24 protein-coding genes and 1 tRNA gene are annotated in these 26,087 nt (G+C 53.1%); 4 read left to right on the top strand and 21 right to left on the bottom strand.

The window, feature by feature from the left end; translation table 11 throughout:
- Positions 1 to 10: 10 nt before the first annotated feature.
- Entirely contained in the window at positions 11 to 874 is an 864-nt protein-coding gene (locus tag TLL_RS08940) for a prohibitin family protein (RefSeq protein ID WP_011057597.1), read from the bottom strand.
- 106 nt (positions 875 to 980) lie between these two features.
- Here TLL_RS08940 and TLL_RS08935 point away from each other — a divergent pair, with 106 nt between their 5' ends.
- Positions 981 to 1,637: an ATP-dependent Clp protease proteolytic subunit gene (locus TLL_RS08935; protein ID WP_011057596.1), complete on the top strand. Its 657-nt coding sequence runs from the start codon at positions 981 to 983 to the stop codon at positions 1,635 to 1,637.
- On the opposite strand, the gene TLL_RS08930 is transcribed toward TLL_RS08935, so the two are convergent.
- The 5 genes from TLL_RS08930 to TLL_RS08910 form a co-directional block, all read right to left on the bottom strand.
- On the bottom strand, positions 1,634 to 2,989 hold the full coding sequence (locus tag TLL_RS08930) for an LCP family protein (RefSeq protein WP_011057595.1): 1,356 nt from the start codon (positions 2,987 to 2,989) through the stop codon (positions 1,634 to 1,636). The genes TLL_RS08935 and TLL_RS08930 overlap by 4 nt on opposite strands.
- Positions 2,990 to 3,192: 203 nt before the next feature.
- Positions 3,193 to 4,164 carry a solanesyl diphosphate synthase gene (gene sds / locus TLL_RS08925; RefSeq protein WP_011057594.1) on the bottom strand — a complete coding sequence of 324 codons (972 nt, stop codon included), beginning with the start codon at positions 4,162 to 4,164 and terminating at the stop codon, positions 3,193 to 3,195.
- Positions 4,165 to 4,258: 94 nt separating this feature from the next.
- A complete protein-coding gene (locus tag TLL_RS13070) occupies positions 4,259 to 5,332 on the bottom strand; it encodes an ABC transporter ATP-binding protein (protein WP_011057593.1) in 1,074 nt (357 codons plus the stop codon).
- A 3-nt stretch (positions 5,333 to 5,335) separates the two neighbouring features.
- The gene (locus tag TLL_RS08915) at positions 5,336 to 5,494 is read right to left on the bottom strand and encodes a chlorophyll a/b-binding protein (RefSeq protein WP_011057592.1); all 159 of its coding nucleotides are present in this window, start codon (positions 5,492 to 5,494) and stop codon (positions 5,336 to 5,338) included.
- 45 nt (positions 5,495 to 5,539) lie between these two features.
- Complete coding sequence (locus TLL_RS08910) at positions 5,540 to 6,556, bottom strand: succinate dehydrogenase/fumarate reductase iron-sulfur subunit (RefSeq protein WP_011057591.1); 1,017 nt, start codon at positions 6,554 to 6,556, stop codon at positions 5,540 to 5,542.
- 238 nt (positions 6,557 to 6,794) lie between these two features.
- On the opposite strand from TLL_RS08910, the gene TLL_RS08905 reads away from it, so the two are divergent.
- Positions 6,795 to 6,866 (top strand) — tRNA-Gly (locus TLL_RS08905).
- Between the two features lie 55 nt (positions 6,867 to 6,921).
- Here the strand turns inward: TLL_RS08905 and uvrC are convergent.
- The 11 genes from uvrC to TLL_RS08850 all read right to left on the bottom strand — a co-directional run bounded on the left by uvrC (position 6,922) and on the right by TLL_RS08850 (position 19,434).
- Positions 6,922 to 8,802, bottom strand: a complete 1,881-nt coding sequence (gene uvrC, locus TLL_RS08900; RefSeq protein ID WP_011057590.1) for an excinuclease ABC subunit UvrC — start codon at positions 8,800 to 8,802, stop codon at positions 6,922 to 6,924.
- Positions 8,803 to 8,814: 12 nt separating this feature from the next.
- Positions 8,815 to 10,533 carry a M61 family metallopeptidase gene (locus TLL_RS08895; RefSeq protein ID WP_197524104.1) on the bottom strand — a complete coding sequence of 573 codons (1,719 nt, stop codon included), beginning with the start codon at positions 10,531 to 10,533 and terminating at the stop codon, positions 8,815 to 8,817.
- Positions 10,534 to 10,620: 87 nt separating this feature from the next.
- Positions 10,621 to 10,935: a 30S ribosomal protein S10 gene (gene rpsJ / locus TLL_RS08890; protein ID WP_011057588.1), complete on the bottom strand. Its 315-nt coding sequence runs from the start codon at positions 10,933 to 10,935 to the stop codon at positions 10,621 to 10,623.
- A 102-nt stretch (positions 10,936 to 11,037) separates the two neighbouring features.
- Positions 11,038 to 12,267, bottom strand: a complete 1,230-nt coding sequence (gene tuf, locus TLL_RS08885) for an elongation factor Tu (protein ID WP_011057587.1) — start codon at positions 12,265 to 12,267, stop codon at positions 11,038 to 11,040.
- Between the two features lie 17 nt (positions 12,268 to 12,284).
- Entirely contained in the window at positions 12,285 to 14,360 is a 2,076-nt protein-coding gene (fusA, locus tag TLL_RS08880; RefSeq protein ID WP_011057586.1) for an elongation factor G, read from the bottom strand.
- Between the two features lie 74 nt (positions 14,361 to 14,434).
- Entirely contained in the window at positions 14,435 to 14,905 is a 471-nt protein-coding gene (gene rpsG / locus TLL_RS08875) for a 30S ribosomal protein S7 (RefSeq protein ID WP_011057585.1), read from the bottom strand.
- A gap of 67 nt (positions 14,906 to 14,972) precedes the next feature.
- Positions 14,973 to 15,377, bottom strand: a complete 405-nt coding sequence (gene rpsL, locus TLL_RS08870; protein WP_011057584.1) for a 30S ribosomal protein S12 — start codon at positions 15,375 to 15,377, stop codon at positions 14,973 to 14,975.
- 56 nt (positions 15,378 to 15,433) lie between these two features.
- Complete coding sequence (locus tag TLL_RS08865) at positions 15,434 to 16,162, bottom strand: RsmE family RNA methyltransferase (protein WP_164920927.1); 729 nt, start codon at positions 16,160 to 16,162, stop codon at positions 15,434 to 15,436.
- A gap of 7 nt (positions 16,163 to 16,169) precedes the next feature.
- Positions 16,170 to 17,663: a leucyl aminopeptidase gene (locus tag TLL_RS08860; protein ID WP_011057582.1), complete on the bottom strand. Its 1,494-nt coding sequence runs from the start codon at positions 17,661 to 17,663 to the stop codon at positions 16,170 to 16,172.
- A 55-nt stretch (positions 17,664 to 17,718) separates the two neighbouring features.
- On the bottom strand, positions 17,719 to 18,144 hold the full coding sequence (locus TLL_RS08855; RefSeq protein WP_011057581.1) for a VOC family protein: 426 nt from the start codon (positions 18,142 to 18,144) through the stop codon (positions 17,719 to 17,721).
- Between the two features lie 3 nt (positions 18,145 to 18,147).
- Positions 18,148 to 19,434, bottom strand: coding sequence for an efflux RND transporter periplasmic adaptor subunit (locus TLL_RS08850; RefSeq protein WP_011057580.1), 1,287 nt, complete (start codon positions 19,432 to 19,434; stop codon positions 18,148 to 18,150).
- A gap of 146 nt (positions 19,435 to 19,580) precedes the next feature.
- Between TLL_RS08850 and TLL_RS08845 the strand changes: the two genes are divergently transcribed.
- On the top strand, positions 19,581 to 20,882 hold the full coding sequence (locus TLL_RS08845) for a valine--pyruvate transaminase (RefSeq protein ID WP_011057579.1): 1,302 nt from the start codon (positions 19,581 to 19,583) through the stop codon (positions 20,880 to 20,882).
- A 104-nt stretch (positions 20,883 to 20,986) separates the two neighbouring features.
- Here the strand turns inward: TLL_RS08845 and ftnA are convergent, their stop codons facing one another.
- The 4 genes from ftnA to TLL_RS08825 are packed head-to-tail and all read right to left on the bottom strand — an operon-like array spanning position 20,987 to position 24,499.
- Positions 20,987 to 21,511, bottom strand: a complete 525-nt coding sequence (ftnA, locus tag TLL_RS08840; RefSeq protein ID WP_145986138.1) for a non-heme ferritin — start codon at positions 21,509 to 21,511, stop codon at positions 20,987 to 20,989.
- Positions 21,511 to 21,726 carry a FeoC-like transcriptional regulator gene (locus TLL_RS13550; protein ID WP_164920926.1) on the bottom strand — a complete coding sequence of 72 codons (216 nt, stop codon included), beginning with the start codon at positions 21,724 to 21,726 and terminating at the stop codon, positions 21,511 to 21,513. The genes ftnA and TLL_RS13550 overlap by 1 nt, the downstream gene beginning before the upstream one ends.
- A gap of 2 nt (positions 21,727 to 21,728) precedes the next feature.
- Positions 21,729 to 24,023 carry a Fe(2+) transporter permease subunit FeoB gene (gene feoB, locus TLL_RS08830; protein ID WP_011057577.1) on the bottom strand — a complete coding sequence of 765 codons (2,295 nt, stop codon included), beginning with the start codon at positions 24,021 to 24,023 and terminating at the stop codon, positions 21,729 to 21,731.
- Between the two features lie 14 nt (positions 24,024 to 24,037).
- The gene (locus TLL_RS08825) at positions 24,038 to 24,499 is read right to left on the bottom strand and encodes a FeoA family protein (protein WP_164920925.1); all 462 of its coding nucleotides are present in this window, start codon (positions 24,497 to 24,499) and stop codon (positions 24,038 to 24,040) included.
- Between the two features lie 302 nt (positions 24,500 to 24,801).
- Here TLL_RS08825 and TLL_RS08820 point away from each other — a divergent pair, with 302 nt between their 5' ends.
- Positions 24,802 to 26,082: a glutamyl-tRNA reductase gene (locus tag TLL_RS08820; protein ID WP_011057575.1), complete on the top strand. Its 1,281-nt coding sequence runs from the start codon at positions 24,802 to 24,804 to the stop codon at positions 26,080 to 26,082.
- Positions 26,083 to 26,087 lie beyond the last annotated feature (5 nt).

Below are 26,087 nucleotides of genomic sequence, written 5' to 3'. Positions count from 1 at the left end.
ATTCTCAATTCTAGGGGGATTTGGGCGATCGCTCCCTTACCGATTGCTCGCTGCTCCAGTTCAGCAAAAAGGGGGGCAGTCCTTCCTGGCCATTGATGACAATCACTTGGGGCACTTGGGCACCACCTTCGCGCCATGCCTCGATCGCTTCCTTTTGCAGCACTAACTGACCACCCGGCGCTTTGAGGGTTTCGGCAAGGAGGCGTTGGGCTTCTGCTTTCCCTTGGGCACGGTTAATTTCCGCCTGCGCCTGTTGAGCTGCCTCTTGGGCAATGTAGACCGCCCGTTGTGCCCGCTGTTCCGCAATTTGCTTATCCTCCACCGCCTTGGAAAATTCTTCCGAAAAGTCAAGGTTCACAACACTGGTATCGAGCACGAGAATGTGGTACTTAGACAAGCGTTCCTCTAGGGCGTGATCAAAATCCTGCTTCAATTCGTCTCGCTTGGTAATGGCCTCCTCAGCCGTGCGGCGCGCCGCAGCAATTTTGAAGGCCTCTTGGGTTTGGGGGGCAATGATTTTGGCAACAATATTTTCCAGTGTGCCTTGGGTGCGGCGCACATCCACGATGGCCATAGGGTCTAGGCGAAAGTTAATGGCAAAACTGGCGGTAATGTCCTGCAAATCCTTGGTAGCGCTTTCCGCTGGCACCTCAAACTTCTGTACGGTTACGTCATAGACATCCACGCTGGCAATAAAGGGAGGTTTCCAGTGAATCCCCTCAAGGAGGGGAGTATCTTGAGCCTTTCCCAAGATACTCAGCACCCCTGCTTGGCCAGGATTGATAATCACCACTGCATTCAAAAGCAGAACCAGCAAGACAATGGCGATCGCCGCCACTGCGGAGGTGAGCCGTGAACTGAGGCGTTGATTCATACCCAAAGAATTGGATTTCTGCTTTGATTATAGGGGGTGCTTCCCGCCGATCCTGAAGGCAATTCCTTGCTAGAGTACAGATAGTCTGTCATTTGCTGAGCGTCCTATGCCGTTGCCCATTACTGCTGCCCAAGCGGCTTACTATGGTGATGCCTACTATCGCACGCCCCCTCCCGATCTCCCTTCCCTGCTGTTGAAGGAGCGGATCGTCTACCTTGGCATGCCTTTGGTGCCAGCGGTTACGGAATTGATCATTGCGGAACTGCTCTATCTGCAATACGACGATCCTGAAAAACCCATCCGCATCTACATTAACTCGACGGGTACATCCCGCTACGATGGTGAACCCGTTGGCTTTGAAACGGAAGCCTTTGCCATCTGCGACACCATGCGCTACATTAAGCCCCCTGTGCATACCATCTGTATTGGCCAGGCCATGGGCATGGCAGCCATGCTGCTCTCAGCCGGCACCAAGGGATGTCGCGCCAGCTTACCCCACGCCACAATTGTCCTGCACCAAACCAAAAGCTATGCCCAAGGGCAGGCCACCGATATCCAAATTCGGGCCAAGGAAGTGCTGGCCAATAAGGCGATGATGGTGGAGATCTTGGCACAAAATACCGGTCAACCCCCGGAGCGCATCACCCGCGATATGGATCGGCTGCTCTATATGACCCCTCAAATGGCCAAGGAATACGGCATTATTGACCGCATTCTTGAACCCGAAGCGGTGACCAAGAAACTACCCGCAACTCTCACCTAGTGCAAGACGGCTGCCCAGTCGCGACCAATGCGAATGGTAATATCGGAAGACAGCACACCTGTAGAGTTAGCGGACACTCGCCCCATGCCAAGGACAGAGCGAATCACTTGCGCCGCTCCCAGATCCCCCTGTTGGGCCACGATCTCTGTTTCGCTGGTTTGCTGATACCAATCCTCACTGATGAGGACATTGGTATAGCCGTGGCGGGCAAGAAAATCCGCCATGTCTTGGGCGGCACCACTGCTACCAGAGGCATTTTGCAGAGCAATGCGCAGCGTACCCGTCTCACTCCCCCTCTGGTCAACCAGTTTCGAGGGGCGATCGCTAAAGTGCTCAGCAACCACCCGATCAATGCGGTCATAGTCAGGAAGCCAGTAGCTCGTCCCATAGCCATCACCACTAAAGTGCCCCGGTAATAGGATCAAATGGAGATTGTCTGGTTGAATGCGCAGACTAAATTGAGCGATCGCCATCAGTTCGGCAAAGGTTAAATCCGTATCCACATATTTTTGGAGAACGCTGTAGAGTTTTGGCAACTGGGTCAGCATGACGGGATTCGCCAGTTTCTCTTGTAGTGCCTTGATCAGCAGTTGCTGCCGCTGGGCACGACCAATGTCCCCCAGTTCATCGTAACGAAAGCGAACAAAGCCCTCCGCTTGCTCCCCGTTCAGGGTTTGCAGACCCGGTTGAAGATCAATGTAGAGTTTTTGGGTGTGATCGGTATAAACCATCCGCTTGGGCACATTGACCTCGACACCACCCACCAGATCTACCAGTTCTCGAAATGCATCTGTATTGATGCGAATGTAGCGATCAATGGGAGTATAGTTGAGGGTTTGACTCACCACTTGCACCGTTAGTTCCACATCCCCATAGACATTGGCGGCATTAATTTTGCTGGTACCATAGCCGGGTATTTCCACACGGGTATCACGGGGAATACTCAAGACCGTAATCGTGCCATTTTCAGGGTTAAACCGCGTCAGCAGCATCGTGTCAGTGCGACCACGGAACCGTGCCGAGGAGCCTTTGGGGGCATCCAAGACGTTATCCACCCCCAGCACCAAGAGGTTCACTGGCCGACTCATGCCATACTGGAACCCCCGTGTCATCATTTCCAGCCAAGAGAGATCCCGACGAGGGCTGGTCCCCTGAAAGGGTGACATCAAAACAACCGTCATGCCTGCAAAGGCGGACACTAGGGACACGCCACTAAAGGCAGCAATCCAACCTAGGGTACGCCACGGCGAAGGGCGCGATCGCTGGCCCCTGCTTTTTTGATACGCTCTTTGACTTCCCCGACCACCTGCAGTAGAACTCACCGGTTTCCGTTGTTTAACGCCTCGTGCCACAAATTCACTCCCAAAACAAACACAAATCGTGGGATGGTCGGGTAGACGCAACCCCTGTCTCTAGTGTAAGTGTAGGGGACTGATGACTAACCCCGCACTGATACCTATTGGACTGCCCCAAGGAAGGCTTGTTTTTACTTTTCGATCAGTCCCTGATATCTATGCATTGGGGATGGGTCATTGCCGATTGTGCCGCTGTCAGCTTAGTAGAGCCGTTCAAGGACATAATCCGTCAACTGGCTAAGGGCCTGACGGGGTTCTGATGGCGGCAGTACTTCAAGCGCCGGTAGAGCCGCTTGGGCATATTCCTTGGCTAAATTACGAGCGTCTTCAATGGCCCCACTTTGGCGCACTAGGTTGAGGGCGGTTTCCAGATCACCTTCTTCACTAAACTCGCGCTCGATGAGGGTGTGTAGGTAGGGGGCTTTGGGTAGGGCAAAAAGGACAGGCGCCGTTAGGTTGCCATCCCGCAGATCCGAGCCCGCAGGTTTCCCTAGTTCTGCCGTTGAGCGGGTGAAGTCGAGGATGTCATCCACAATTTGAAAGGCCAAGCCCAAATTTTTGCCGTAGGTGTACATGGCTTCGATGGTTTCTGGCGGCGCTTCACTGAGAACCGCAGCGGCCTTGGCACTGTTGGCAATGAGGGAGGCCGTCTTGTAGTAGGTTTTCAGCAGATAGTCATCTAGGGTAATGCTGGTGTCAAAGCGGTTAAAGCCTTGGCGAATTTCCCCTTCAGCGAAGTCCTTGATGACTTGGGAGAGGAGCTTCACCACTTGCAGGTTATCCAAATCCGCTAAGTACCAAGAGGCTTGGGCGAAGAGAAAGTCTCCCGCTTGAATGGCCACCCGATTGCCAAAGACGCTGTTGACTGTGGGCACACCGCGCCGCAGTTGCGCTTGATCCACTACATCATCGTGAAAGAGACTGGCAGTATGAATCATTTCCGTAATTTCTGCCAAGCGGCAGTGCCGGGGGGTAATCCCCTGATCCGGGAGCGTGGCTCGCGACACCAAAAAGACAATGGCGGGTCGGATGCGTTTGCCACTGGCGGCAAAAAGATGTTCGGCGGCAGCAGAGAGTACGGCGTGTTGAGCTCCAATGAGTGCCTTCAGGTTCTCCGTGAGTACGCAGAGATCCGCTTCGACAGGTGAAAAAAGAGAGGTTACCGAAGTCATGGACGGGCTGGCCGCATAAGTTACGAAATTTTACAGAATCCTAGTTGTATTCTAAGCGAACCCTCCAATCTTGGGTAAGGGTTCCGATGAATTTTCAGGAAGGCTTAGAATTGAGGGCCGCCCCGGTTGTGGCATCAAACAGATAAAGATGGCTGACCTGCAGCTGGAGAGGGTCACCAATTTGAGGGATTTGGTGACTAGGGGCCAGCCACAGCAGGTCTTGGGGACTCTCCAGGAGTCGACAGCGGACAATGGCTTCGCGGCCTAGGGGTTCAACGAGGGTGGCGATCGCTCCTAAACCCTGCTCGCCGAGGTGCAAATGTTCTGGGCGAATGCCGACGGTGAGGGTCTGTTCACTGTTGAGCGGCCAGGAGGGGGTATCAGGACAGGGCAAGGGCTGCTGTCCTATCCAAAGGCGACTGCTATGCCAGCGAGCGGGCAGTAAATTCATCGGTGGGGTGCCCAAAAATCGCGCCACCATTGTATTAGCCGGTCTCTCATAGAGATCCGCAGGGGTGCCAATTTGCTGAATTTGGCCGCGATCCAGCACCACAATGCGATCGCCAAGCGTCATGGCTTCCACCTGATCGTGGGTGACGTAGAGGGTGGTAATGCCGAGTTGGCGATGTAATTGTTTCAGTTCAGCACGGGTTTGCTCCCGCAGTTGTGCATCGAGGTTGGAGAGGGGTTCATCGAGCAAAAACACTTGGGGCGATCGCGCCAAGGCTCGTCCCAGGGCCACCCGCTGCTGCTGACCACCAGACAGTTGACGTGGTTTGCGCTGCAACAGGGACTCAATCCCCAGTAGCTTAGCCACTTGCAGTACCCGCTGCTGCCGTGCTGTCGGATCAACACCGCGCATTTTCAGACCAAAACCAAGGTTTTCGGCCACCGTCATGTGGGGATAGAGGGCATAGTTCTGAAAGACCATGGCCACATCGCGATCGCGCCCACTGAGGCCGTTGACACAGGTTTTGCCAATATAAATGTCGCCGCTAGTGGGCTGCTCCAAGCCGGCAATGAGCCGCAATAGGGTGGATTTACCACAACCAGACGGCCCAACAATTACCCAAAACTCCCCTGCGGGTACGGTTAAAGATAGGGGACCAATCCCTACTCCCGGCGCAAATCGTCGCGTAACTCCCTCGAGGCGCAGTGTTGCCGTCACAACCTATCGCAGGCCCACCCACGTAAAGAAATCTTCGCCACTCACCCACTCCAGCAGGAGCAGGGCAATAAAGCCAATCATCGCAAAGCGACCATTCATCCGCTCTGCATAGCGCGACCAACCAAATTGGGGGGTCAAATCATCGGGTGTCGGTTCACTCATGGTGTTACGAATGCAAAACAACTTCTTTAGCTTGCCCTAGGGACTTTAGCATTTCATCCCTTTTTTTTTAGCTTCTATTTTAGAGTAGGGCTGTTTTTGCTGTAGGGCGGTGACCACCGCCTTAATTTGTGCTTGACCGGCGGACTTTTCAAATCGCAGGGGAAACTTGCCGCGCCGCAATAACCGCCAACCTAAGGGGACCAGGCTCATAACTCCGCCGACATCTCGAAAGCCATTGCCCACCACCCGTAGGCCAAATTGCCGCTCATCCACCCAGCCACCCTCTTTGACCAGTTCCAAGAGCACTTGACGATGACGCAAAGGACGGTCTTGATTGTGGGTTGCTTCCCCTGAGCGTGCGAGGATCGCCTGCTTGATCTCACTGATGCGATCAAGGGGTTGCACACCCACAGGGCAAACCGTATTGCAATTAAAACAGCGGGTACAGCCCCACACGCCACTGGTGGCGGTGTTGTATTGGTCTAGGCGTTGGTCAGTGTCGCTATCGCGGGTATCAGCCACAAGGCGAGCGGCTTTGGCAAGGGCATGGGGACCGACAAAGGCGGGATTCACTTCCACGGCATTGCAGGCACCGTAGCAGGCACCACAGAGGATACAGTTGCCCGAGGCATTGAGCTTGGCGCGATCGCTGGGGGATTGGAGAAACTCTCGCTCAGGCACTTGCCGTGCTGCTGTACTCACATAGGGATTGACGGCTGAAAGTTTTTGCCAAAAATCGCTCATGTCAACGACAAGGTCTTTGAGGACTGGCAAATTCCCCAAGGGGGCGATCGCAATTTGGTTGGGCACAGGGCTGTTGGCTAGCTCGGCAAGAATACTTTGCTGACAGGCAAGGGCAGAACGACCATTAATCGTCATCGCGCAACTGCCGCAGATGGTGTTGCGACAATTTTTGCGACAGCTAAGACTACCGTCTTGGGATTCCTTGATTTGAATGAGGGCATCCAGGATCGTGAGGGAAGGATCAATCTCTAGTTCAAAGGTTTGCCAGTAGGCGTTCTTGTCGGGCCCTTGGCGACGAATCCTCAACTGAATGGTCATATGCGGCTGTTAGCCCAATCTAGTTTCCAGTCTATACCACGCACTGCGGTCATGACGAAAGTCACCAAATCCCAACTTTCGTTCCTCACCCCAGCCCTCTTAGGGCTTGGGGGAGCCTCTCTTGTGTGACTCTTCAAAGGGGAAAGACGGTGTTATCCCCTCGTGTTAATGATTCATTGGGTAGCCCCTTGGGGGGCTTGACAAGATGCCTCCTGATTTTTTAAGCTAAAAATCTGTTGCGGGTATAGCTCAGTGGTAGAGCGCAACCTTGCCAAGGTTGATGTCGCGCGTTCGAATCGCGTTACCCGCTTTGAAAATGGCAATCAACTGCCTCCTTGGAAAACTGGGAAACGCCTAGCTTTTCTCTAATCAGCATCAGGATGAAAATAGCGGTAAATTCTTGCCGCTAGGCGGGGGCCAACCCCGTTCACCTGTGCCAACTGTTCAGGGGTGGCCATACGGATATAGTCAATGGAGCGGAAGGTGGCGAGGAGTTCCTTTTGACGTTGGTAGCCTAAGCCGGGGATTTGGTCGAGGTGCGATCGCCGTTGGCGTTGGGCACGTTTCTGACGGTGGAAGTTAAGGGCAAAGCGATGGGCCTCATCACGCACGCGGCGCAGTAATTGCACCCCTGGTTGCTCTGGATCTGCAGGGAGAGGTTGGCGTTGATGGGGGAGAAAAATGTCTTCCCGTTGTTTGGCCAAGCTAACAAGGGTGAGTTCCTCTAGGAGCGGCTCCAACACCTGAACCACAGCGGACAGTTGTCCCTTGCCGCCATCAATGAGAATGATATCTGGCCAGTCATCGGGGGTCTCCCCCTGCCCTTCAAGGTAGGGGGCAAAGCGGCGACGCAGAATCTCAGCAAGACTGGCAAAGTCGTCGGAGTGGCCAAGCTTTACCTCGGGATTGCGGATGTTGTAGTGGCGATAGTGCTGCTGGGCGGGCAGGCCATCAATAAAGACAACCCGTGAGGCCACCGCGTCAGACCCCTGAATGTGGGAAATGTCGTAGCCCTCAATGCGGTGGGGGAGGGTGTCAAGGCCAAGGAGCTGGGCTAAATCTTCAAGGGCAGTTTGGGTGCGATCGCTAGCCTGTTGTAGCCGTGCCAATTCTAATTCTGCGTTTCGTTGCACCATGGCAATGAGTTCTGCTTTTGCCTGCCGTTGGGGAACGGTGAGGGTAACGGCGCGGCCTTTCTTTTCACTGAGGTACGTGCGTAGGAAATCTGGTTCGGGGAGAGGATGCTGTAGCAAAATTTCACTGGGAATTTCTACATCCTCCACTTGGGCATAGTGCTCTTCAAGGACCCGCTGCAAAATTGTACCGGCACTGCCGCTTTGGGCATCGGCGACGAAAGCTAAACGCCCCACCAAGCGACCAGCGCGAATTTGAAACAGTTGAATGGCTGCATGGCGATCGCCCACCGCAAGGGCAATGGCATCTCGGGAGACGGTGTCATCGGGCAAGGAAACTTTTTGATCCACGCCTAAATGTTCCAGGCCGCGGATTTGATCTCGCAGTCGGGCTGCCAATTCAAAATTGAGATCTGCTGCCGCTTGGGCCATTTGTGCCTGCAACTGTGCCACCAGTTCTCCCGTGCGTCCCTGGAAGATCATTGCCACCCTTTGTAGCGTTTGCCGATACTCTTGGGGAGAAATCAGGCCTTGGCAGACCCCCGGACAGCGCCCAATATCGTAGTTGAGGCAAGGGCGATCCCTAAAGAGGGGGCGGGGACGTTGCCGCAGTGGAAAAAGCCGCTTCACCAGGGCTAGGGTTTGGCGCAGGCGAAAGCTATCCACGTAGGGACCATAGTAGCGATCCTTGGCAGAATCACTGCGGGGATCCCCCCCATTGCCAAACTGGCGTTTGCGAGTAATGAAAATACGGGGATAGGGTTCGGACCACGTAATACAAACGTAGGGGTATTTCTTGTCATCCTTGAGGAGAACGTTGAAGTGGGGCTGATGCTGCTTGATTAAATTGGCTTCCAGAGCCAGCGCCTCAGCTTCCGTATCTGTGACAATGAACTCAATCTCCGCCACCTGATAGACCATTCGCTCAAGGCGGGGTCCCAGTTGAGCGGGTTCACGAAAATAGGAACGCACCCGCGATCGCAGGCGTTTGGACTTGCCAATGTAGAGAATTTGATCTGTCTTATCCTTAAGGAAATAGACGCCCGGTGCCAAAGGCAACTGCCGCAGCACCTGTTCCAAGCGATCGCGATCTTGAATTAAGGGCTGAAGCATGGGGCTACTTCCCTAGAGCTGAGTGGCGGTTGCTCCCAACCAGGCTTCCAGATGTGCCCGCTGGCTCGGCGTGGCATCGGCTCGACATTGCAAGCGATAGTGGGGTTGGGGTTCTCCCAAAATCAAATCCCCTGACTGCAATTGCTGATCATGGAACCATGTCAGGTGAATCGTCTCTCCCGCTGTGTATTCCCGCAATCGCTCTGACCAGTCTTGTGCCTTGACGCGCCAACCATTGAGGGCAATGATTTCATCTCCAGCCCCTAAGCCTGCCTGTTCAGCGGGGGAGTCCCGCAGGACGGCCTTGATTTGAAGAGACCCCTGTTCCTGCTGAAATTGAAGTCCCGTATAGGGCAGCGCGTCTTGGGGAACCAGTTCTAGCCCAACTTTAGTCAGCCACTCCTGAAGGGGAAGTTCCACTGTTCCTTCAATGAATTGCTCGCGCCAGGTGCTCAGGTTTTCATCGGCAACAGTTTCAATGGTTTGCCACAACTCATCCGGCGTGTAGCCTTCACCGGTTTCACAATACCGCTGCCATAGCCGCCGCAGGACATCCAGGAGCGATCGCTGGTGATTAAAGTTCAAGCGAATCCGCAAATCCAGCAGCAGTGCGACCAACTCCCCTTTGAGGTAGTAGGACATCTGGGAATTAATACTATTTTCGTCCGGACGGTAGAGCTTAATCCAAGCATCAAAACTAGCAGCACTCAGGGATTGGACAAAGCGGCCCGGTGTGTGGAAATAGCGATTCAGGCTGTCGCTCAGCAGTTTCAGATAGGTCGGTGCATCAAATAGCCCCGCCCACAGGGGAATGAGCTGATCAAAATAACTGGTCACCCCCTCGACAAACCAGAGGCTGGTGGTGTAATTCTCGCTGTCGTAGTCAAAGACCTCGAAAGCTTGGGGACGGATGCGTTTGATATTCCAGAGATGGAAAAACTCATGGGCCACTAAACAAAGGAAACGGCAATACTGCTCTGGCTGCTGAAAGCCAAAACGATGAAAAATTAACGAGCAGCTATTCAAATGCTCGAGACCGCCATAGCCTTTGTGGGTAAGGTGCAAAATAAAGACATAGCGATCGTAGGGCAGTCCGCCAAAAAAACTGGCCTCCGTCTCAATAATCCGCTGTATGTCAGCGATCGCCCGCTTTGGATCAAAATTTCCCTTGCCCCAGACCGCCAATTCATGGGGTTTGCCGTCCACCTCAAAGGTGTAAATTCCATGGGTGCCCACCTCAAAGGGGCTATCCACAAGGAGATCGTAGTTAGGCGCCCAAAAGGTGCGGCCATCTTCACCCCACCCCTCCAGGGGAGTCGTCACCCGCCAGTCCGGTGGCGCTTCAATCGTGATGGTGAGGGGCTGATCGCGATACTGCGGCACATAGAGGCAAACCGCTGCTGGGTTGAAGTAGGCATGGCTGCGATCAAAATGGCTCGTGCGTACTGAGAGTTCATGGGCATAGATGGCATAGCGTACTTTGAGTTCTAGACCCGGCGTGCAGGCTACCTGCCACTGGTTCTTAGTACACTTCCACCACTCAAGGGGCGTGCCATCGGCAGTTGCTGCTGTAAAGTCCTGAAGATGCCGTGCATATTCCCGCACGAGGTAGGAGCCGGGCGTCCACACCGGTAAATGCAGATCAAGGACATCGGTTTGCGGTGCCGTTAGCCGCAGCGTCACCCATAAAAGATGGGTCTGCCCCTGCTGGCAGTTAATGCGGTAGGCCATAGCAGGGGACTCAAAAGAAGATTTGGAGGAAGAGGGATGAATGATCGTATGCGTCATATCCCTCAGTGTAGTGAACTTTGGCAAGGCTTACAATTTCACTTCAATATCCACGCCCGCCGGCAGGTCCAACTTTATCAGGGCATCAATGGTTTTGGGCGAAGGTTGGTAAATATCGAGAATACGGCAGTGGGTACGGGTTTCAAAATGCTCCCGCGAGTCCTTGTCCACGTGGGGCGATCGCAGGACGCAGTAAATTCGACGGCGCGTAGGTAGGGGAATCGGACCCACCGGAGAAGCACCGGTTCTTTTCGCGGTATCGACAATGCGATCGCAGGAGGTATCGAGCAAGCGGTGATCAAAAGCCTTAAGGCGAATACGAATTTTCTGTTGTAAAGCAGCCATAGGAATCTTCCTTACTTGTCAAGGTTCAAAAACAACCAAACAAAAATTAAGACAAAAAAAGACCGCTAACCCTGCAAAGGGGCTAACGGCCTCAAGCATCAACTACTCAATGATTTTGGAGACGACACCCGCCCCAATGGTACGACCACCTTCACGGATCGCAAAGCGCATCCCCTGCTCAATGGCAATGGGCTGGATCAGTTCCACGGTCATTTTGATGCGGTCACCAGGCATCACCATTTCAGCGGCACTACCATCGTCAGACGTAAAGGAGGTAATCGTGCCAGTCACATCAGTGGTACGCACATAGAACTGAGGACGATAACCCGCAAAGAAGGGAGTTTTACGACCGCCCTCTTTTTCAGTGAGCACGTACACTTCACCCTCAAACTTGGTGTGGGGCGTAATGGAGCCGGGCTTAGCAATCACCATCCCCCGCTCCACATCCTCTTTTTTTAGACCCCGCAGGAGCAAACCGGCGTTGTCACCGGCAATCCCTTCTTCGAGGCTCTTCTTAAACATTTCAATACCGGTGACCGTCGTTGTCCGCGTTTCCCGCAGGCCCACGAGTTCAACGGTTTCGTTGAGTTTAATGCGACCGCGCTCAATCCGACCCGTCGCCACAGTACCGCGACCGGTAATGGAGAAAACATCTTCCACAGCCATCAGGAAGGGCTTATCCACATCCCGCTCAGGGGTAGGAATGTAGTTATCCACGGCATCCATGAGCTCGTAGATTTTATCTACCCACTCGTTTTCACCGCGCAGAGTTTTCGGGTTGGCGGTCATGGCTTCGAGGGCTTTCAGACCCGAACCACGGATGATGGGCACTTCGTCGCCGGGGAATTCATATTCATTAAGCAGTTCTCGCAGTTCTAGTTCCACCAGCTCCAACAGCTCTTCGTCATCCACCATATCCACTTTGTTCAGGAAGACGACGATGCTGGGCACCCCCACCTGACGGGCCAAGAGAATGTGCTCTTTGGTTTGGGGCATTGCACCATCCGTTGCGGCCACGACCAGAATGGCACCGTCCATTTGAGCGGCACCCGTGATCATGTTTTTCACATAGTCAGCGTGGCCGGGGCAATCCACGTGGGCATAGTGGCGTTTCTCAGTTTCATACTCCACGTGAGCGGTGTTGATCGTAATCCCACGGGCTTTTTCTTCAGGGGCAGCATCAATCTCATCGTATTTGCGAGCCTGAGCTTTCCCCTGGGCAGCCAGTGTCATGGTGATGGCTGCAGTCAGTGTCGTTTTACCGTGGTCGACGTGACCAATGGTACCAACGTTAACGTGGGGTTTGGTTCGTTCAAATTTAGCGCGTGCCATGTTGTTCCTCGTATAGACTATGCGTTCCCTTTATTTTTGGCAATGATCGCCTCAGCCACATTACGGGGGACTTCCTCGTAATGGCTAAATTCCATCGAGAAAATTCCCCGACCTTGGGTATTCGAGCGAATGTCAGTGGCATAACCAAACATCCGTTCGAGAGGAACTTTTGCCGTCACTTTGGCAATGCCATTTTCTACGGTTTGTCCCTCAATTTGACCGCGACGGGCAATTAGATCTCCCATCACTGTCCCAAGGAATTCTTCTGGAACCTCGACCTCGACCTTCATCATTGGCTCCAGCAGTACTGGATTGGCTTTCATGACTGCCTCTTTAATGGCGATGGAGCCAGCAATTTTGAAAGCCATCTCTGAGGAGTCCACCTCGTGGTAGGAGCCATCCACTAGTGTGACTTTGAGGTCAATCACTGGGTACCCTGCCAAAATCCCCGATTCACAGGCTTCCTTCATCCCCTGCTCAGCGGGTGGAATGTACTCTTTGGGTACGACACCACCGACAATTTTGGAGACAAATTCAAACCCAGTACCGGGTTCAGCAGGTTCTACTTCAATAACAACGTGACCATACTGACCTTTACCACCACTTTGACGGATAAACTTGCCTTCAGCCCGGACGGGTTTGCGAATGGTTTCGCGGTAAGCCACTTGGGGTTGGCCGATGTTGGCTTCCACTTTGTACTCCCGCTGCATCCGATCCACAAGAATCTCGAGGTGTAGTTCCCCCATTCCCGCAATCACGGTTTGGTTCGTTTCAGGATCAACGCTGACGCGGAAGGTGGGGTCCTCCTCAGAGAGGGCTTGCAGAGCCTTGGAGAGCTTTTCCATGTCCTGTTTAGTTTTGGGTTCTACGGCCACGGAAATAACTGGCTCTGGAATATACAGCGACTCAAGAATCACGGGCGAGCTTTCATCGCAGAGGGTATCCCCTGTGAAGGTTTCCTTGAGACCTAAGGCAGCTCCTAGATCGCCAGCTCGCAATTCATCCACCTCAATCCGTTCATCGGCCTTCAGCACGATTAGACGAGAAATGCGCTCTTTCTTGCCTTTGGTGGCATTGAGCACATAGCTACCTTTTTTCAGAACACCGGAATAAACACGCACAAAGGTAAGGCGGCCATAGGGATCCGACATGATCTTAAAAGCGAGTGCCGCCAGGGGTTGATCGTCATCGGCAGCCCGCTCCACTTCTGTGCCATCGGGCAGACGACCTTTAATGGCAGGAATGTCAATGGGCGCCGGTAGGTAGTCCACCACGGCATCCAGGAGTAATTGCACGCCTTTATTTTTGAAGGCAGAGCCGCAAAGCATGGGCACAATGGTGCCAGCGATCGTCCCTTTGCGTAGAGCCGCACGGATTTCCTCTTCTGTGAGTTCTTCCCCCTCGAAGTATTTTTCCATGAGGGCGTCGTCGGTTTCGGCAACAGCCTCGATGAGCTTGGTGCGATACTCCTGTGCCAGTTCAGTCATCTCGGCAGGAATTTCAGTGTCTTCGATTTCCTTGCCAAGGTCGTCTTTGTAGATTTTGGCGCGCATGCGCACCAGATCAACGATGCCTTTGAATTGATCTTCAGCACCAATGGGCAACTGAATCGGCACGGCGTTCGCCCGTAGGCGATCGCGAATCTGGTCATGGACTTTGTAGAAGTTTGCCCCCGTGCGATCCATCTTGTTGACAAAAACGATGCGGGGAACGCTGTAGCGATCGGCTTGCCGCCACACGGTTTCTGATTGGGGCTGCACACCACCAACGGAGCAGAATACCGCAATCACCCCATCGAGAACCCGCATGGAGCGCTCCACCTCAATCGTGAAGTCCACGTGGCCGGGAGTGTCAATAATGTTGATTTGGTGATCTCTCCAAGAGGTGCTAATGGCGGCTGCTGTAATGGTGATGCCCCGCTCTCGCTCCTGTTCCATCCAGTCGGTAACCGTGGTCCCCTCGTGCACTTCACCAATTTTGTGCACCACACCGGAATAGAAGAGAATACGTTCAGTTGTGGTTGTTTTACCCGCATCAATGTGAGCGGCAATCCCGATATTTCGCACTCGCTCTAGCGGGGTCGTCCGTGCCACAGCTACCTCCTTGTTTGTTGCATTACGTTAGAATTCTTAAATAATTGTATCCAACTCTTGGACCGTGTGACGGTTTAGTAGCGGTAATGGGCAAAGGCCTTGTTGGCTTCTGCCATTTTGTGGGTTTCTTCCCGTTTACGGATGGTGCTTCCCGTCTCGTTGGCAGCATCCATCAATTCATTGGCCAGTTTGGCTGACATCGACCGACCGGCTCGTTTGCGGGAAAATTGCACTAACCAGCGCAGGGCCAGGGAAATCCCGCGATCGGGACGAACTTCCATCGGGACTTGGTAGGTGGCACCCCCCACACGACGGGCTTTGACTTCCACTAGGGGCGTTGCATTTTTCACTGCACGCTCAAAAATTTGCAGGGCATCCTCACCGGTGCGCTCTTGGACGGTTTTCATTGCCTCATAGACGATGCGACTGGCAAGGGATTTTTTGCCATTGCGCATGACCCGCTGGATCAACATATTCACCAGCACGTTGTTATAGACCGGATCAGGGGCAGTAGGCCGTTTTTGAGCGCGAGTGCGACGAGACATAGGTGTTTTGTGTTCTAGTGAAGCTTAAGGTTTCCAGGATGAACTCAAAAAGATAAGAGAGTGGAAATTATTTTTTCTTACCGGTCGCAGCAGCCTCACCGGGTTTGGGACGCTTGGCACCATATTTGGAGCGACCTTGCTTACGATCTTTGACACCGGCGGTATCCAGGGTGCCACGAATAATGTGGTAGCGCACGCCCGGCAAATCTTTAACACGACCGCCGCGAATCATGACCACGGAGTGCTCTTGTAAGTTATGGCCAATTCCCGGAATGTAAGCGGTCACTTCGAAGCCAGAGGTCAAGCGTACCCGTGCCACTTTACGCAGGGCAGAGTTGGGCTTTTTGGGTGTTGTTGTGTAGACCCGTGTGCATACCCCACGTCGTTGAGGGCAGCCTTTGAGGGCAGGAGACTTTGTTTTTCTTTTCAACAGTTCCCGCTCTTGGCGGATCAGTTGCTGGATGGTGGGCATTGCTGCTTACGTTAATTTCACCGAAACTCTAGTGTATCGAGGTAGCCGTTGTGTTGTCAATGCTGTTGTGGGCTGACGCAATGTCGCTCAGCATAATGACTCACCACGCTCAGGCTGGCGATCGCGGCGGTGACGGCTCTCAGGGTCCGCCGCCCCAAGGAAACTGCTTGCCACCCAGCAGCTAAGACTTGCTCGAGTTCTGAGGCTGTCCATCCGCCCTCTGGCCCGATCGCTAGATAAATGGGCTCAGACAGATTCATCTGGGGCAAGCAGTCCCACAGGAGTTCCGGGGCAGCCAAACTGGCAATGTAGCCCTTGGGGGTGAGGCTGACCATTTCGGCAACCGAGAGGGGGTCACTGAGGGCAGGCACATAAAGACGCTCACTTTGCTCGGCGGCCTCTTGGAGAATGCGTTGCCAGCGCTGGTATTTATTGATACTGGGTTGCAGGAGCGATCGCGCCGTTTGAATGGGCACAATGCGCTTGACCCCCAATTCCGTTGCCTGTTGCAACACCTGCTCAAAGTTCGCTGCTTTGAGTAGAGCTAGACAGAGAATAATCTCAGTGGACAGTTCCGTCTCACGGCAATCAGGGCGCAGCAGCTTGACGGTCTTCCCTTGGATTTGCCCCAGCCACCGCTGACCCTGACCGTCAAGAATCCAGAGTTCATCTCCTACTTTGAGACGCAGCACATGGTATAGATAATGCTGCTGCTCAGCAGTCAAGGTAACGCACTGATCGAGAATTTGGCGACCTTGAACAATGAGCCGTTGGGGCGATCGCATTGAGTGCCTAGGAACTGAGACTGCATAGCCACTCCACCAGGGTACGCACGGGGTAGCCGGTTCCACAGGGATTGTTGTAGCCATCCTCTTTTTCGGTCCAGACTGGGCCAGCAATGTCAAGGTGCGCCCAAGGGGTATGGTCGACAAATTGCTGAAGGAATAGGGCGGCAGTAATTGACCCTGCCGATCGCGGGCCTGTGTTTTTCATGTCGGCCACTTGGGACTTCATAGCCTCAAAGTATTTATTTTCAAGGGGCATTTGCCAGAATTTTTCCCCGCAGCGATCGCTGGCCTTTTGCAGCGCCTGGGCTAACTCTGCGTTATTGCTCCAAAGACCGGCAATATTATCCCCCAGGGCAACAATGCAGGCACCCGTCAGGGTGGCTAAATCCACAATCGCATCTACGCCCAGTTTTTCGGCATAGACAAGGGCATCAGCAAGGGTGAGGCGACCTTCCGCATCGGTGTTGTTGACCTCAATGGTCTTACCGTTGGAGGCGGTGAGAATATCCCCTGGATGCAACGCACGACCACTGATCATATTTTCCGTGGCGGCAATAATAAAGTGGACTTCAATGCCAGGGGGTTTGAGTTGACCGAGGACCTTGGCTGTTCCCAAAACGGCTGCGGCTCCCCCCATGTCCATTTTCATGGTTTCAATGCCCCCTTGGGTCTTGAGGTTGAGGCCGCCGGAATCAAACGTTAACCCCTTGCCCACAAGGGCAATTTTCCTATGAACAGTACCGGGGGATGTGTAGGTGAGGTGGATGAATTTTGGCGGCAGGTCAGAGGCCTGAGCCACCCCTAAAAAAGCACCCATCCCCAAGGCCCCACAGTCTTCTCGTTCCAGAATTTTTGCCGTCAGACCATAGGTGGCTGCCAACTGCTGAGCGGTTTCGGCAAGAGTGACGGGGGTTACTTCATTGGCGGGGGCGTTGACAAGTTCCCGCGCCAGAATCACGCCATCGCAAATCTGCTGCGCCCGGGTCAAGGCGGCAGTTTGTTCCCCTAGCCCTAAAAGGGTGACGACTTCTGGATAGGGCAAAAGTTTGCGCGCTTCGGGGTCAGTCTTGAAGCGGACATCACTGTGGAGGGCCAGGATAACCCCTTCGGCAATGGCTTGGGCGGCATCAGCCGCCTCTAAAGTTTCATGGGGCAGTGCCATGCCTAAGGTTTTTGCGCGTTCACGGCGGGCGGTGCGGGCAATGGTAGCGGCAGTGCGACGGAGGGCTTCTAAGTTAAAGTCTTCGCGATTGCCAAGGCCAACAAGAAGGAGTTTTTTAAGGGGAAAGTTGGGTAATAGGCGCATCAGGAGGGAGGTACCAGACTTGCCTTGAAATTCCCCTTCGTTGATGAGTTCCTGCAATAGGCCATTGAGGCGTTGATCGAGGGTCGTGTAGGGGTCGGTGAGGGTGAGGGTGCCTTCCGTTTGAAAGACGGCGATCGCCAGTAGATCCCCCGACCAGTCGGGAATTGCTGTAGGAACCGTTTGCAGTTGCATGCCTATCTACGACCCAAAAATCTCTCAGCCCCCTTATTTTATCGGCGTTTAGGCCTCAGCAGGAACCCAGACACTGCAAAAATTCAATGGGCAAACCATCACAGTCTCGGATAAAGGCGATGTGATAAAGGGATGAACCAATCACCTGCTGCGTTGGCTTTAGCAATAGCTCAAAGGGTAAACTCTGGGCCTTTAGGGTTTCTCCCACCTGATTGAGCCATGTTTCAAGGGGGTCAGGATGGTCACTGAGATCAAAGGAAAGATGGTAGTAGCCGACGTAGTGTTCATCGTGGAAGGAATCCGCAGCCGGCTTCGGTTGCGGGACTTGCAGAAGTTCGAGGCGGGTGTGCCAGCCCTTGAGCCAACAGGCGAGGGTATAGCCCGTGGTAAAGCGGACATCCATTGTGAAGCCGAGGCATTCGTAGAAGGCGATCGCCCGCTGGATATTCGCTGTGCGAATTGAAACATGGTGGAAAGCCATAGACTACTCCTGTTTCGGACGTAGCCGCTCAGGAAAGTCAATAAAGACGCGCTCACCGACCCTGACACCACTGATAATTTGGGTTTGATCTTGCCAGCTACTGCCAATGGTGACGGGGCGGAATTTTGGTCGTTGGTCTGCACCCACCACATAAACACCCGTTTGGCCACGTTCAACGGCAATAGCCACTGTGGGTACCAATAGAGCGTTGTTAATTTTTTGCCCCAGAAAATCTAGGTTCACATTCATCCCAGAACGCAGCTTTTCTCGCCCTGTTTGCAAGGAAACCCGCACCTGAAAGAAGGTGACATTTTGCTCCACCACTGCCTCGGGAGCTACAAGTCGCACCCGCCCCTGAAAGGTTTCCCCGGGATAGGCATCGGCACGGATTTCAACGGGTTGTCCCACAAGCACTTGGCCAATATCCACTTCTGGTACTTCGGCAAGAATTTCTAAGCCCTTAGCGATCGCCACAATTGAGGTGGAAGTGGCTGAGGTTGTCGCCGAAGCGGTCGTGGTGGGTGTGACAAAGGCTCCCGGATTGGCGTACTTCTGGGTAATAATCCCCGTAAAAGGAGCACGAATCACCGTATCTTCGAGGGCAGCACGGGCGGCTTGGACTTGGGCTTGGGCAGCGGCAACCATTGCGTCTGCTTGGCGGATGTCTTCACTGCGGGAGCCCCGCTGTAAGAGTTGCAGGCGCTTTTGGGCTTCGTTGAGGTTGGCGATCGCACTATCGCGGTTGGCCTTGAGCTCAGCCAAAGTATCGCGGGGAATGACCCCCTCCGCCGCTAACCATTCATTGCGTTTCAGGCGTTCTTCTGCCAATTGCGCACGGCTGGTGGCGGCTCGCACTTGGGCTTCAGCTTGGGCAATTTCCTCAGCCCGGTTCCCGGCAACGATGCGATCGCGACGAGCAATGGCATCGGCTAGGTTGGCTTGGGCTTGGGCCAGTTGCGCTTGTTCATCGCGACTGTCCATACGGGCAATGATTTGACCCGCTTTCACCCGATCCCCCTGTTCGACGTACAGTTCTGCCAAAAGGCCCGCTCGCTTTGGACTGATATTGACACTTTGCCCAGGTACGACTTTGCCCGTAGCGGCAATGCGAGCAATGAAATCGCGACTGTCTTGCACGGGGACGGTGTAGCGATCTAAATCAAGGGGCGTTTGGCGCGATCGCCAGAGAAATAGTCCAACACCGCCCACTAGGCCCGCAGCAATCACCCCAACCACGAGCGATCGCCAAGGGGATGAAGCTTTGCCGACGAAGGGGATAAAAGCTGCCATGGATCCCTTACAGTTCTTGGCCTATTCTAACGTTATGTTACAGTGACCAACCGACGAGCAGCATTGACCGTGTCTATATGGTTTTATCTGTCCCTGAGTAGAGGCGCAGATGCTATCCTAACCAATACTGTCTATGTCCTTTGCCTATGAATCCTGCACTCTCCCAGATTGGCCAGCAAATGTCCCAACTGACGGGAGTTCGGGCAATCATGAAGGATATTATCGAGACACTGCGCCTGAATCGTGGCCAAGACCTGATTAACCTGAGTGCAGGCAACCCCCTCATTGTCCCTGAGGTTGAGCAACTGTGGCGGGACTGTACCCACGAGCTGCTGGCCAGCCCAGAATTCGGTCAAGTGGTCTGCCGCTATGGTCCCAGCCAGGGGTATGAACCGTTGATTGCTGCGGTGGTGGATGACTTTAATCGCCGCTATGGTCTGAACTTGACGGAGCGCAATGTCCTTGTAACGCCCGGGAGTCAGGCGATCTACTTCTTTGCAGCCAATGCCTTTGGTGGGCTGAGTTCCAGTGGTGAATTAAAGAAAGTGGTGCTCCCCTTAAGTCCCGAATACACGGGGTATGGGGGGGTCAGTCTGGCGCCCAATAGCGTCGTTGCCTATCGTCCACGCCTTGAGATTTTTGAGGCCGATCACACGTTTAAGTATCGTCCGGACTTTCAACAACTGCACATTGATGACACCACGGGCTGTGTCATTTTCTCCCGTCCCTGCAATCCAACGGGAAATGTACTCACAGACCTAGAGGTGCGGCAAATTGCTGATCTGGGGGTGCCCTATGGCGTGCCGGTGTTGATTGATGCTGCCTATGGGCCGCCCTACCCCAGTTTGAACTTTACCGAGCTAGCGCCCGTTTTTGGCGGTAACATTGTTCACTGCCTCAGCCTTTCAAAGGCAGGACTGCCGGGGGAACGGGTGGGGATTGCCATTGGCGATCGCGAGATTTTGAGTGTCCTTGAAGCCTTTCAAACCAATGCCTGCATTCATGCCTCGCGCTACGGTCAGGCGATCGCCGCTTTAGCCATTGCCAACGGTGCCCTAGCCGAAGTGTCCGTCAATGTCATTCGTCCCTTCTATCAACGCAAGTTCGCCGTTCTAGAGGAAACCTTACGCGCCGCCATGGCCAATGATATACCGTGGTTTTTACATCGCGGCGAGGGGGGCATTTTTGCCTGGCTGTGGCTGCGGGATTTGCCGATGAGCGACTGGGAACTCTACCAACACTTGAAGCGAGCAGGGGTCATTGTCGTTCCCGGCAGTTCCTTTTTCCCCGGTCTGAGCGCGCCGTGGCGGCACAAGCAGGAGTGCTTACGCATTAGTCTCACTGCCAGTGACGAGGAAATTGCCCTTGGCATGCAACGCCTCGCCGCCACCATTACACAGGTTTACCAAGAATCCCCTAACTGCTCCTATTCTGATGTGTTGGCGTAGTTGTCTTTTGATCGTGTTGTTATAGCACTGATAGGCCAATGACCTATCCCGACCTATCCCTAATCTCCTTGGGGAACATTCAACCTTTTGGCAATGGCTATAGGTTAGCCTATGGTAGACAGTGTCTTGCTGCCGCTGGTCGAGGCAAGTTTACCAATTTCTTGGTCAATAAAAAATAGCCCTTGCCCCTCTGTACCAATGAGGTCAATTTTATCAAGGATGCTCTTGAATAAAAATTCCTCTTGGTGTTGTTCGGCAACATACCACTGCAAAAACTGCAGTGTTGAATAATCAGGTTCGCTATTTGCTAAATGCACTAGCTCGTTTATTTTGCGAGTGACCAACTGTTCGTGGCTATAGACTTGGCTAAACATCTCCTTCAGAGAACCAAAGTTGTGGGGAGGAGCCTCTAGACCCTCCAAAATTGCGAGGGCACCGGTCTCGTGCATATAGCTCAGAAGGCGCCGCATGTGTGCCATTTCTTCATCGGCATGTTGCCCAAGAAAAGTAGCACATCCTTCTAAGGCTTTGTGAGCACACCAAGAGCTCATCTGCAAATAGAGACGAGCTGAGAACATCTCAAGATTAATTTGTGCATTTAGGCGATTGATCATTGCTGAAGATAACATTAGTTCATCCTCCATCCGTATAGTTGAAGAGACAGTGAGTCGCACTGATGGCAGCTACCACAGCGGCGAGGGTTAATTTTTTGAACTCGCCCTTTGTCCATGAGCTGCTCAATGATAGGCTCAATGACACTCGATGGCAATCGAAAATGGTTCACTAAGTCCTCCATGGAAACCACTTTGCGCTTCTTAATGTAGTCCTGCAATTCCAAAAGCATGATTACACCTCCTGTGGCGAGGAAAGGCGCCGGCGATCGCCACAGTACTTCAAGGCCATGATCACAATTGCCATCACCGCCCCTAGACCGACTAAGCACAGTGCGGAAAAGACAGGATGAGCAGCGAAGGTCATGATCTGGTAGTAAGCCGTGGCAACCCAGTAGGCCAAGCCCGTTGTCCAAGTTGTCACAAAGATTGTCCAGCTAAGATTGGTTTCTCGATAGACTGCGGCAGTGGCTGACACACAGGGAAAGTACAGTAAGACAAATATGAGGAAGGCGATCGCTGCTGTTGGTGTACGAAACCGCTTTGCCATCTGACCAAAGGTCGTGTAGTGCACCTCCTGCACCTCAGCCGCCGCTTCGGGATTTTCTGCCTCTTGCAATACCTGAAATCCCAACGGATCAAGCATCTGCTGCCCCAGCTCACTGAGATTTTGGGGAATACTCAGCACCGCTTGCCTCAGTTGTTCCCAAACTGAAAATGGTTCTACCTCCTCTCCGGCGCTAGCCTCCTGATTTTCCTGCCGGGCTAGTTCTGTATAGAGAGCATCCATGGTCCCCACCATGACTTCCTTGGCAAACACGCCTGTAAAAAGTCCCACAGTGGCCGGCCAGTTGTCGGGCTGGATTCCCATGGGTGAAAATATGGGCGTAATTTGACGACTAAAGGCACTTAAAATCGACTGTGTACTATCCTGTTTGCCAAAACTGCCATCGGTCCCCACAGAGTTGAGTAGCCCCAGAATGAGCACAAGGAGCACAATCATCTTGCCGGCTCGGCTGAGAAACGTTTTTAGCCGTTCCCAAGCTCGAAGGAATACACCCCTCAATGTGGGCAAATGGTAGGGGGGTAATTCCATCACAAAAGGCGCAATCTCCCCTTGAAAGAGGGTGCGCTTTATCACAAACCCTGTAAAGATCGCTGCTACAATCCCCAACAAGTAGAGGGAAAATACGATATTTTGACCATTGCGGGGGAAGAAAGCAGCGACAAACAGAGCATAGATCGGTAAGCGGGCACCGCAGGACATAAAAGGATTCATGAGAATGGTCATCAAGCGATCGCGCCGATTTTCAAGGACGCGAGTGGCCATAATGCCCGGGATGTTGCAGCCAAAGGACACCAGCATTGGCACAAAGGACTTGCCGGGTAACCCCAGCCACTGCATCATTCGATCCATGACAAAGGCTGCCCGCGCCAAATAACCACTGTCCTCAAGGAGTGTTAGAAAAATAAAAAGCAGGCCAATCTGGGGAATAAATGTTGCTGTGGTTTGGATGCCACCACCCACTCCCTCCGCCAGCAGACCAATTAACCAACCAGGGGCATGGAGGGTTTGTAGAACTTGGGTTGGCCAGCCCACCACCAATGCTCCCACCCCAATATCAAAGAAGTCAATGAAGGCACCGCCAACGTTGATGGAAATTAAAAACACCATGTACATGACAGCCAAGAAGATGGGAATCCCCAACCAGCGGTTGAGAACAATTCGGTCTATGCGATCCGAAATCGTTGTTGTCGGGCGATCGCCCCTTTCCAAAACATCCGCCATGAGATGCTGAATCCAGCGATAGCGACTGTCGGCAATCACAAGATCAATATCTTCTTCTAGGGTTTGGTGAATCCGCCGTCGCCACTGATGAAGTTGGGGTACCTCCCCTTTGGGAACAGATTCTAGATATTGCAGCCAAGCCAAAGCTTGTCCTCGATCCTTGGCACCTTTGGTCAGCAAATCAGTAATTGCCTCTTCAATGATGGGGGGTTGAGGCGCTCTAACAGTGGAAATGGGCCGATCTTGAAGAGCTAGGCGAATTGCTTGCCGCAGTTGATCAAAGTAGGCCTTTTGTTTGGCACAAAAAGGAAGGACCGGAATGCCTAAACGCTGGCTGAGCCCTTGGGTGTCAATGCTCATTCCGTTAGCCTGTGCTCTGTCAATCATGTTTAGCACTAATATCAGCGGCACCCCTCGGTCTAGTAACTGGGTCGTCAGGTAAAAATTACGCTCTAGGTTGGCCGCATCAAGGATATTTATGACTAAGTCATACTCTCCCTCTAGGAGAAAATTACGGGCAATTTGCTCGTCCACTCCAGTGCTCTCCTCGGCATCGAGGGCATAAACGCCCGGCAAATCCACCACCTCTACTACTAGATCTTGATCGCGATAGCCACCCTGCTTACGCTCAACCGTAACTCCCGGCCAGTTGCCAACGCGCTGATTTGCTCCTGTAAGACCATTAAAAATTGTTGTTTTACCACAGTTAGGATTGCCAATCAAAGCAATAATGGCTGCCATTCCACGCTCCTTAGTTACAGTGGCGAAACTTCCAGGGCATCGGCCTCCTCCTTACGTAGGCTCAAATGGAAACCCCGCACTTTAATCTCTGTGGGATCGCCTAGGGGGGCATGGCGGATGATCTCAAGTTCAGTGCCGGGGGTTAAACCCATTGCCAACAATTTACGTTTATAACTAGGGGCAGTGGGGGCATACCCACTAATGCGCAGACGGGCCCCAATGGGAGCAGTGCGTAGATCAACCTCTCCCGTGACAGCTGCCAGCAAAATGTGTTGCGCTAAGGCGTGGTTAATGCAAAATCGCTGGTCCCTGAGAGCAATCATCACAGCACCGTGATTATTCTTTTGCAGGATGGTAACCGTGACCCCTGGCCTTAGACCCATTGCCAAAAGCTCTCGAGGGTTAGTACATGCCAACCGAGCAATCATGTAGAGCTTGCCAGGCTCAGCCGCTGCCAGGGAAATCAGCTTGGACATCGGTCCTCTCCAACGGTGTCTTTGGGGATAGGGATCAGCAATATAGGTGTAGGATGGCCATGAAGGTGAAGAATTTTGCATTTAACATCTGCTTCTTGACTCTGTTCTCAATAAAATATTTGCTTATTGACTTTGATTCTCAATAATAGCAGACTACAGCCCAGAACTGTTGAATCCCTTGACAAAACTTAGCATCTTAGCAATTGCCTTCTTTGAGTAAAGACTTGCAAAGAAGCATGAAGGACGCTCTAGAATCCTGATACAACAATTGATGGAGTTGCAGCCAAACGTCACCGATCCCTATGAATATTGCTGTTATTGGCTTGAGTCACAAAACCGCCCCTGTGGATGTGCGTGAAAAATTGAGTGTGCCAGAGGATGTGCGGGAGCGGGCACTGCAACATTTGTGCGGCTATGCCCATATTCAGGAGGCGACAATCCTCAGCACCTGTAACCGCTTAGAAATTTACATTGTTACCAGTGACACTGAGGTGGGCGTGCGGGAAGTGCATCAGTTTCTCAGTGAGTGGAGTCACATTCCTCTACCCCAACTGCGTCCCTACCTCTTTATCCTGCTCCATCAGGATGCGGTGATGCACTTAATGCGAGTAGCCTCGGGTCTGGATAGCCTAGTGATTGGCGAGGGGCAAATTCTCTCTCAAGTTAAACGCTGTCATCAGTTGGGGCAGCAGTACAAATCCATTGGGCCGATTCTCAATCGTGTCTTTACGGGGGCGATCGCTGCCGGTAAGCGGGTACGCACAGAAACCAGTATTGGCACTGGGGCAGTCTCCATCAGTTCAGCGGCAGTAGAACTGGCGGATCTGCGGCTGCAAAATCTACAAAACTGCCGAATTGCCGTTGTCGGTGCAGGTAAAATGTCCCGTTTGGTGGTGCAACACCTCATTGCCCGCGGGGTCAAGGAAATCAGGATTATCAATCGCTCCTTAGAACGGGCCCAGGAACTAGCACAGCAATTTCCAGAGGTACGGTTTGAACTCTTCACAATGACCGATTTACTGCCAATTGTGGCCGCCATGGATTTAGTGTTCACAAGTACGGCGGCAACCGAGCCCCTACTGGATCGAGACAATTTAGGGGCTGTACTGGTGGGCGATCGCTCCCTTGCCATCATTGATATTTCCGTGCCCCGCAATGTCCATGCCAACGTGACAGAGTTGGGCACCGTACAACTCTTTAATGTGGATGATCTCCAAGCCGTGGTTGCCCAAAACCAAGAGGCTCGACGCCAGTTGGCCCAAGAGGCTGAGGGCATCCTTGAGGAGGAATTAGAGACATTTTTGGCTTGGTGGCACGCCCTGGAAACGGTACCAATCATCCGCAGTCTGCGCCAAAAAATGGAAGCGATTCGCACCCAGGAACTGGAAAAAGCCCTCTCCCGCTTAGGTAGTGAGTTTGCTGACAAGCACCAAGGGGTTATTGAAGCAATGACCCGCACCATCATCAACAAGATTCTCCATGATCCGACCGTACAACTGCAATCGCAGCGGGATTTAGAGAGTCGTCAACGCGCTATGCAGACCCTCCAAGACTTGTTTAATCTCGAACCCATCGAAGCCTAGGGCCT

The sequence above is a fragment of the Thermosynechococcus vestitus BP-1 genome, from assembly GCF_000011345.1.
Classification (GTDB): domain Bacteria; phylum Cyanobacteriota; class Cyanobacteriia; order Thermosynechococcales; family Thermosynechococcaceae; genus Thermosynechococcus; species Thermosynechococcus vestitus.
This window is presented reverse-complemented; position numbering and strand designations above follow the sequence as displayed.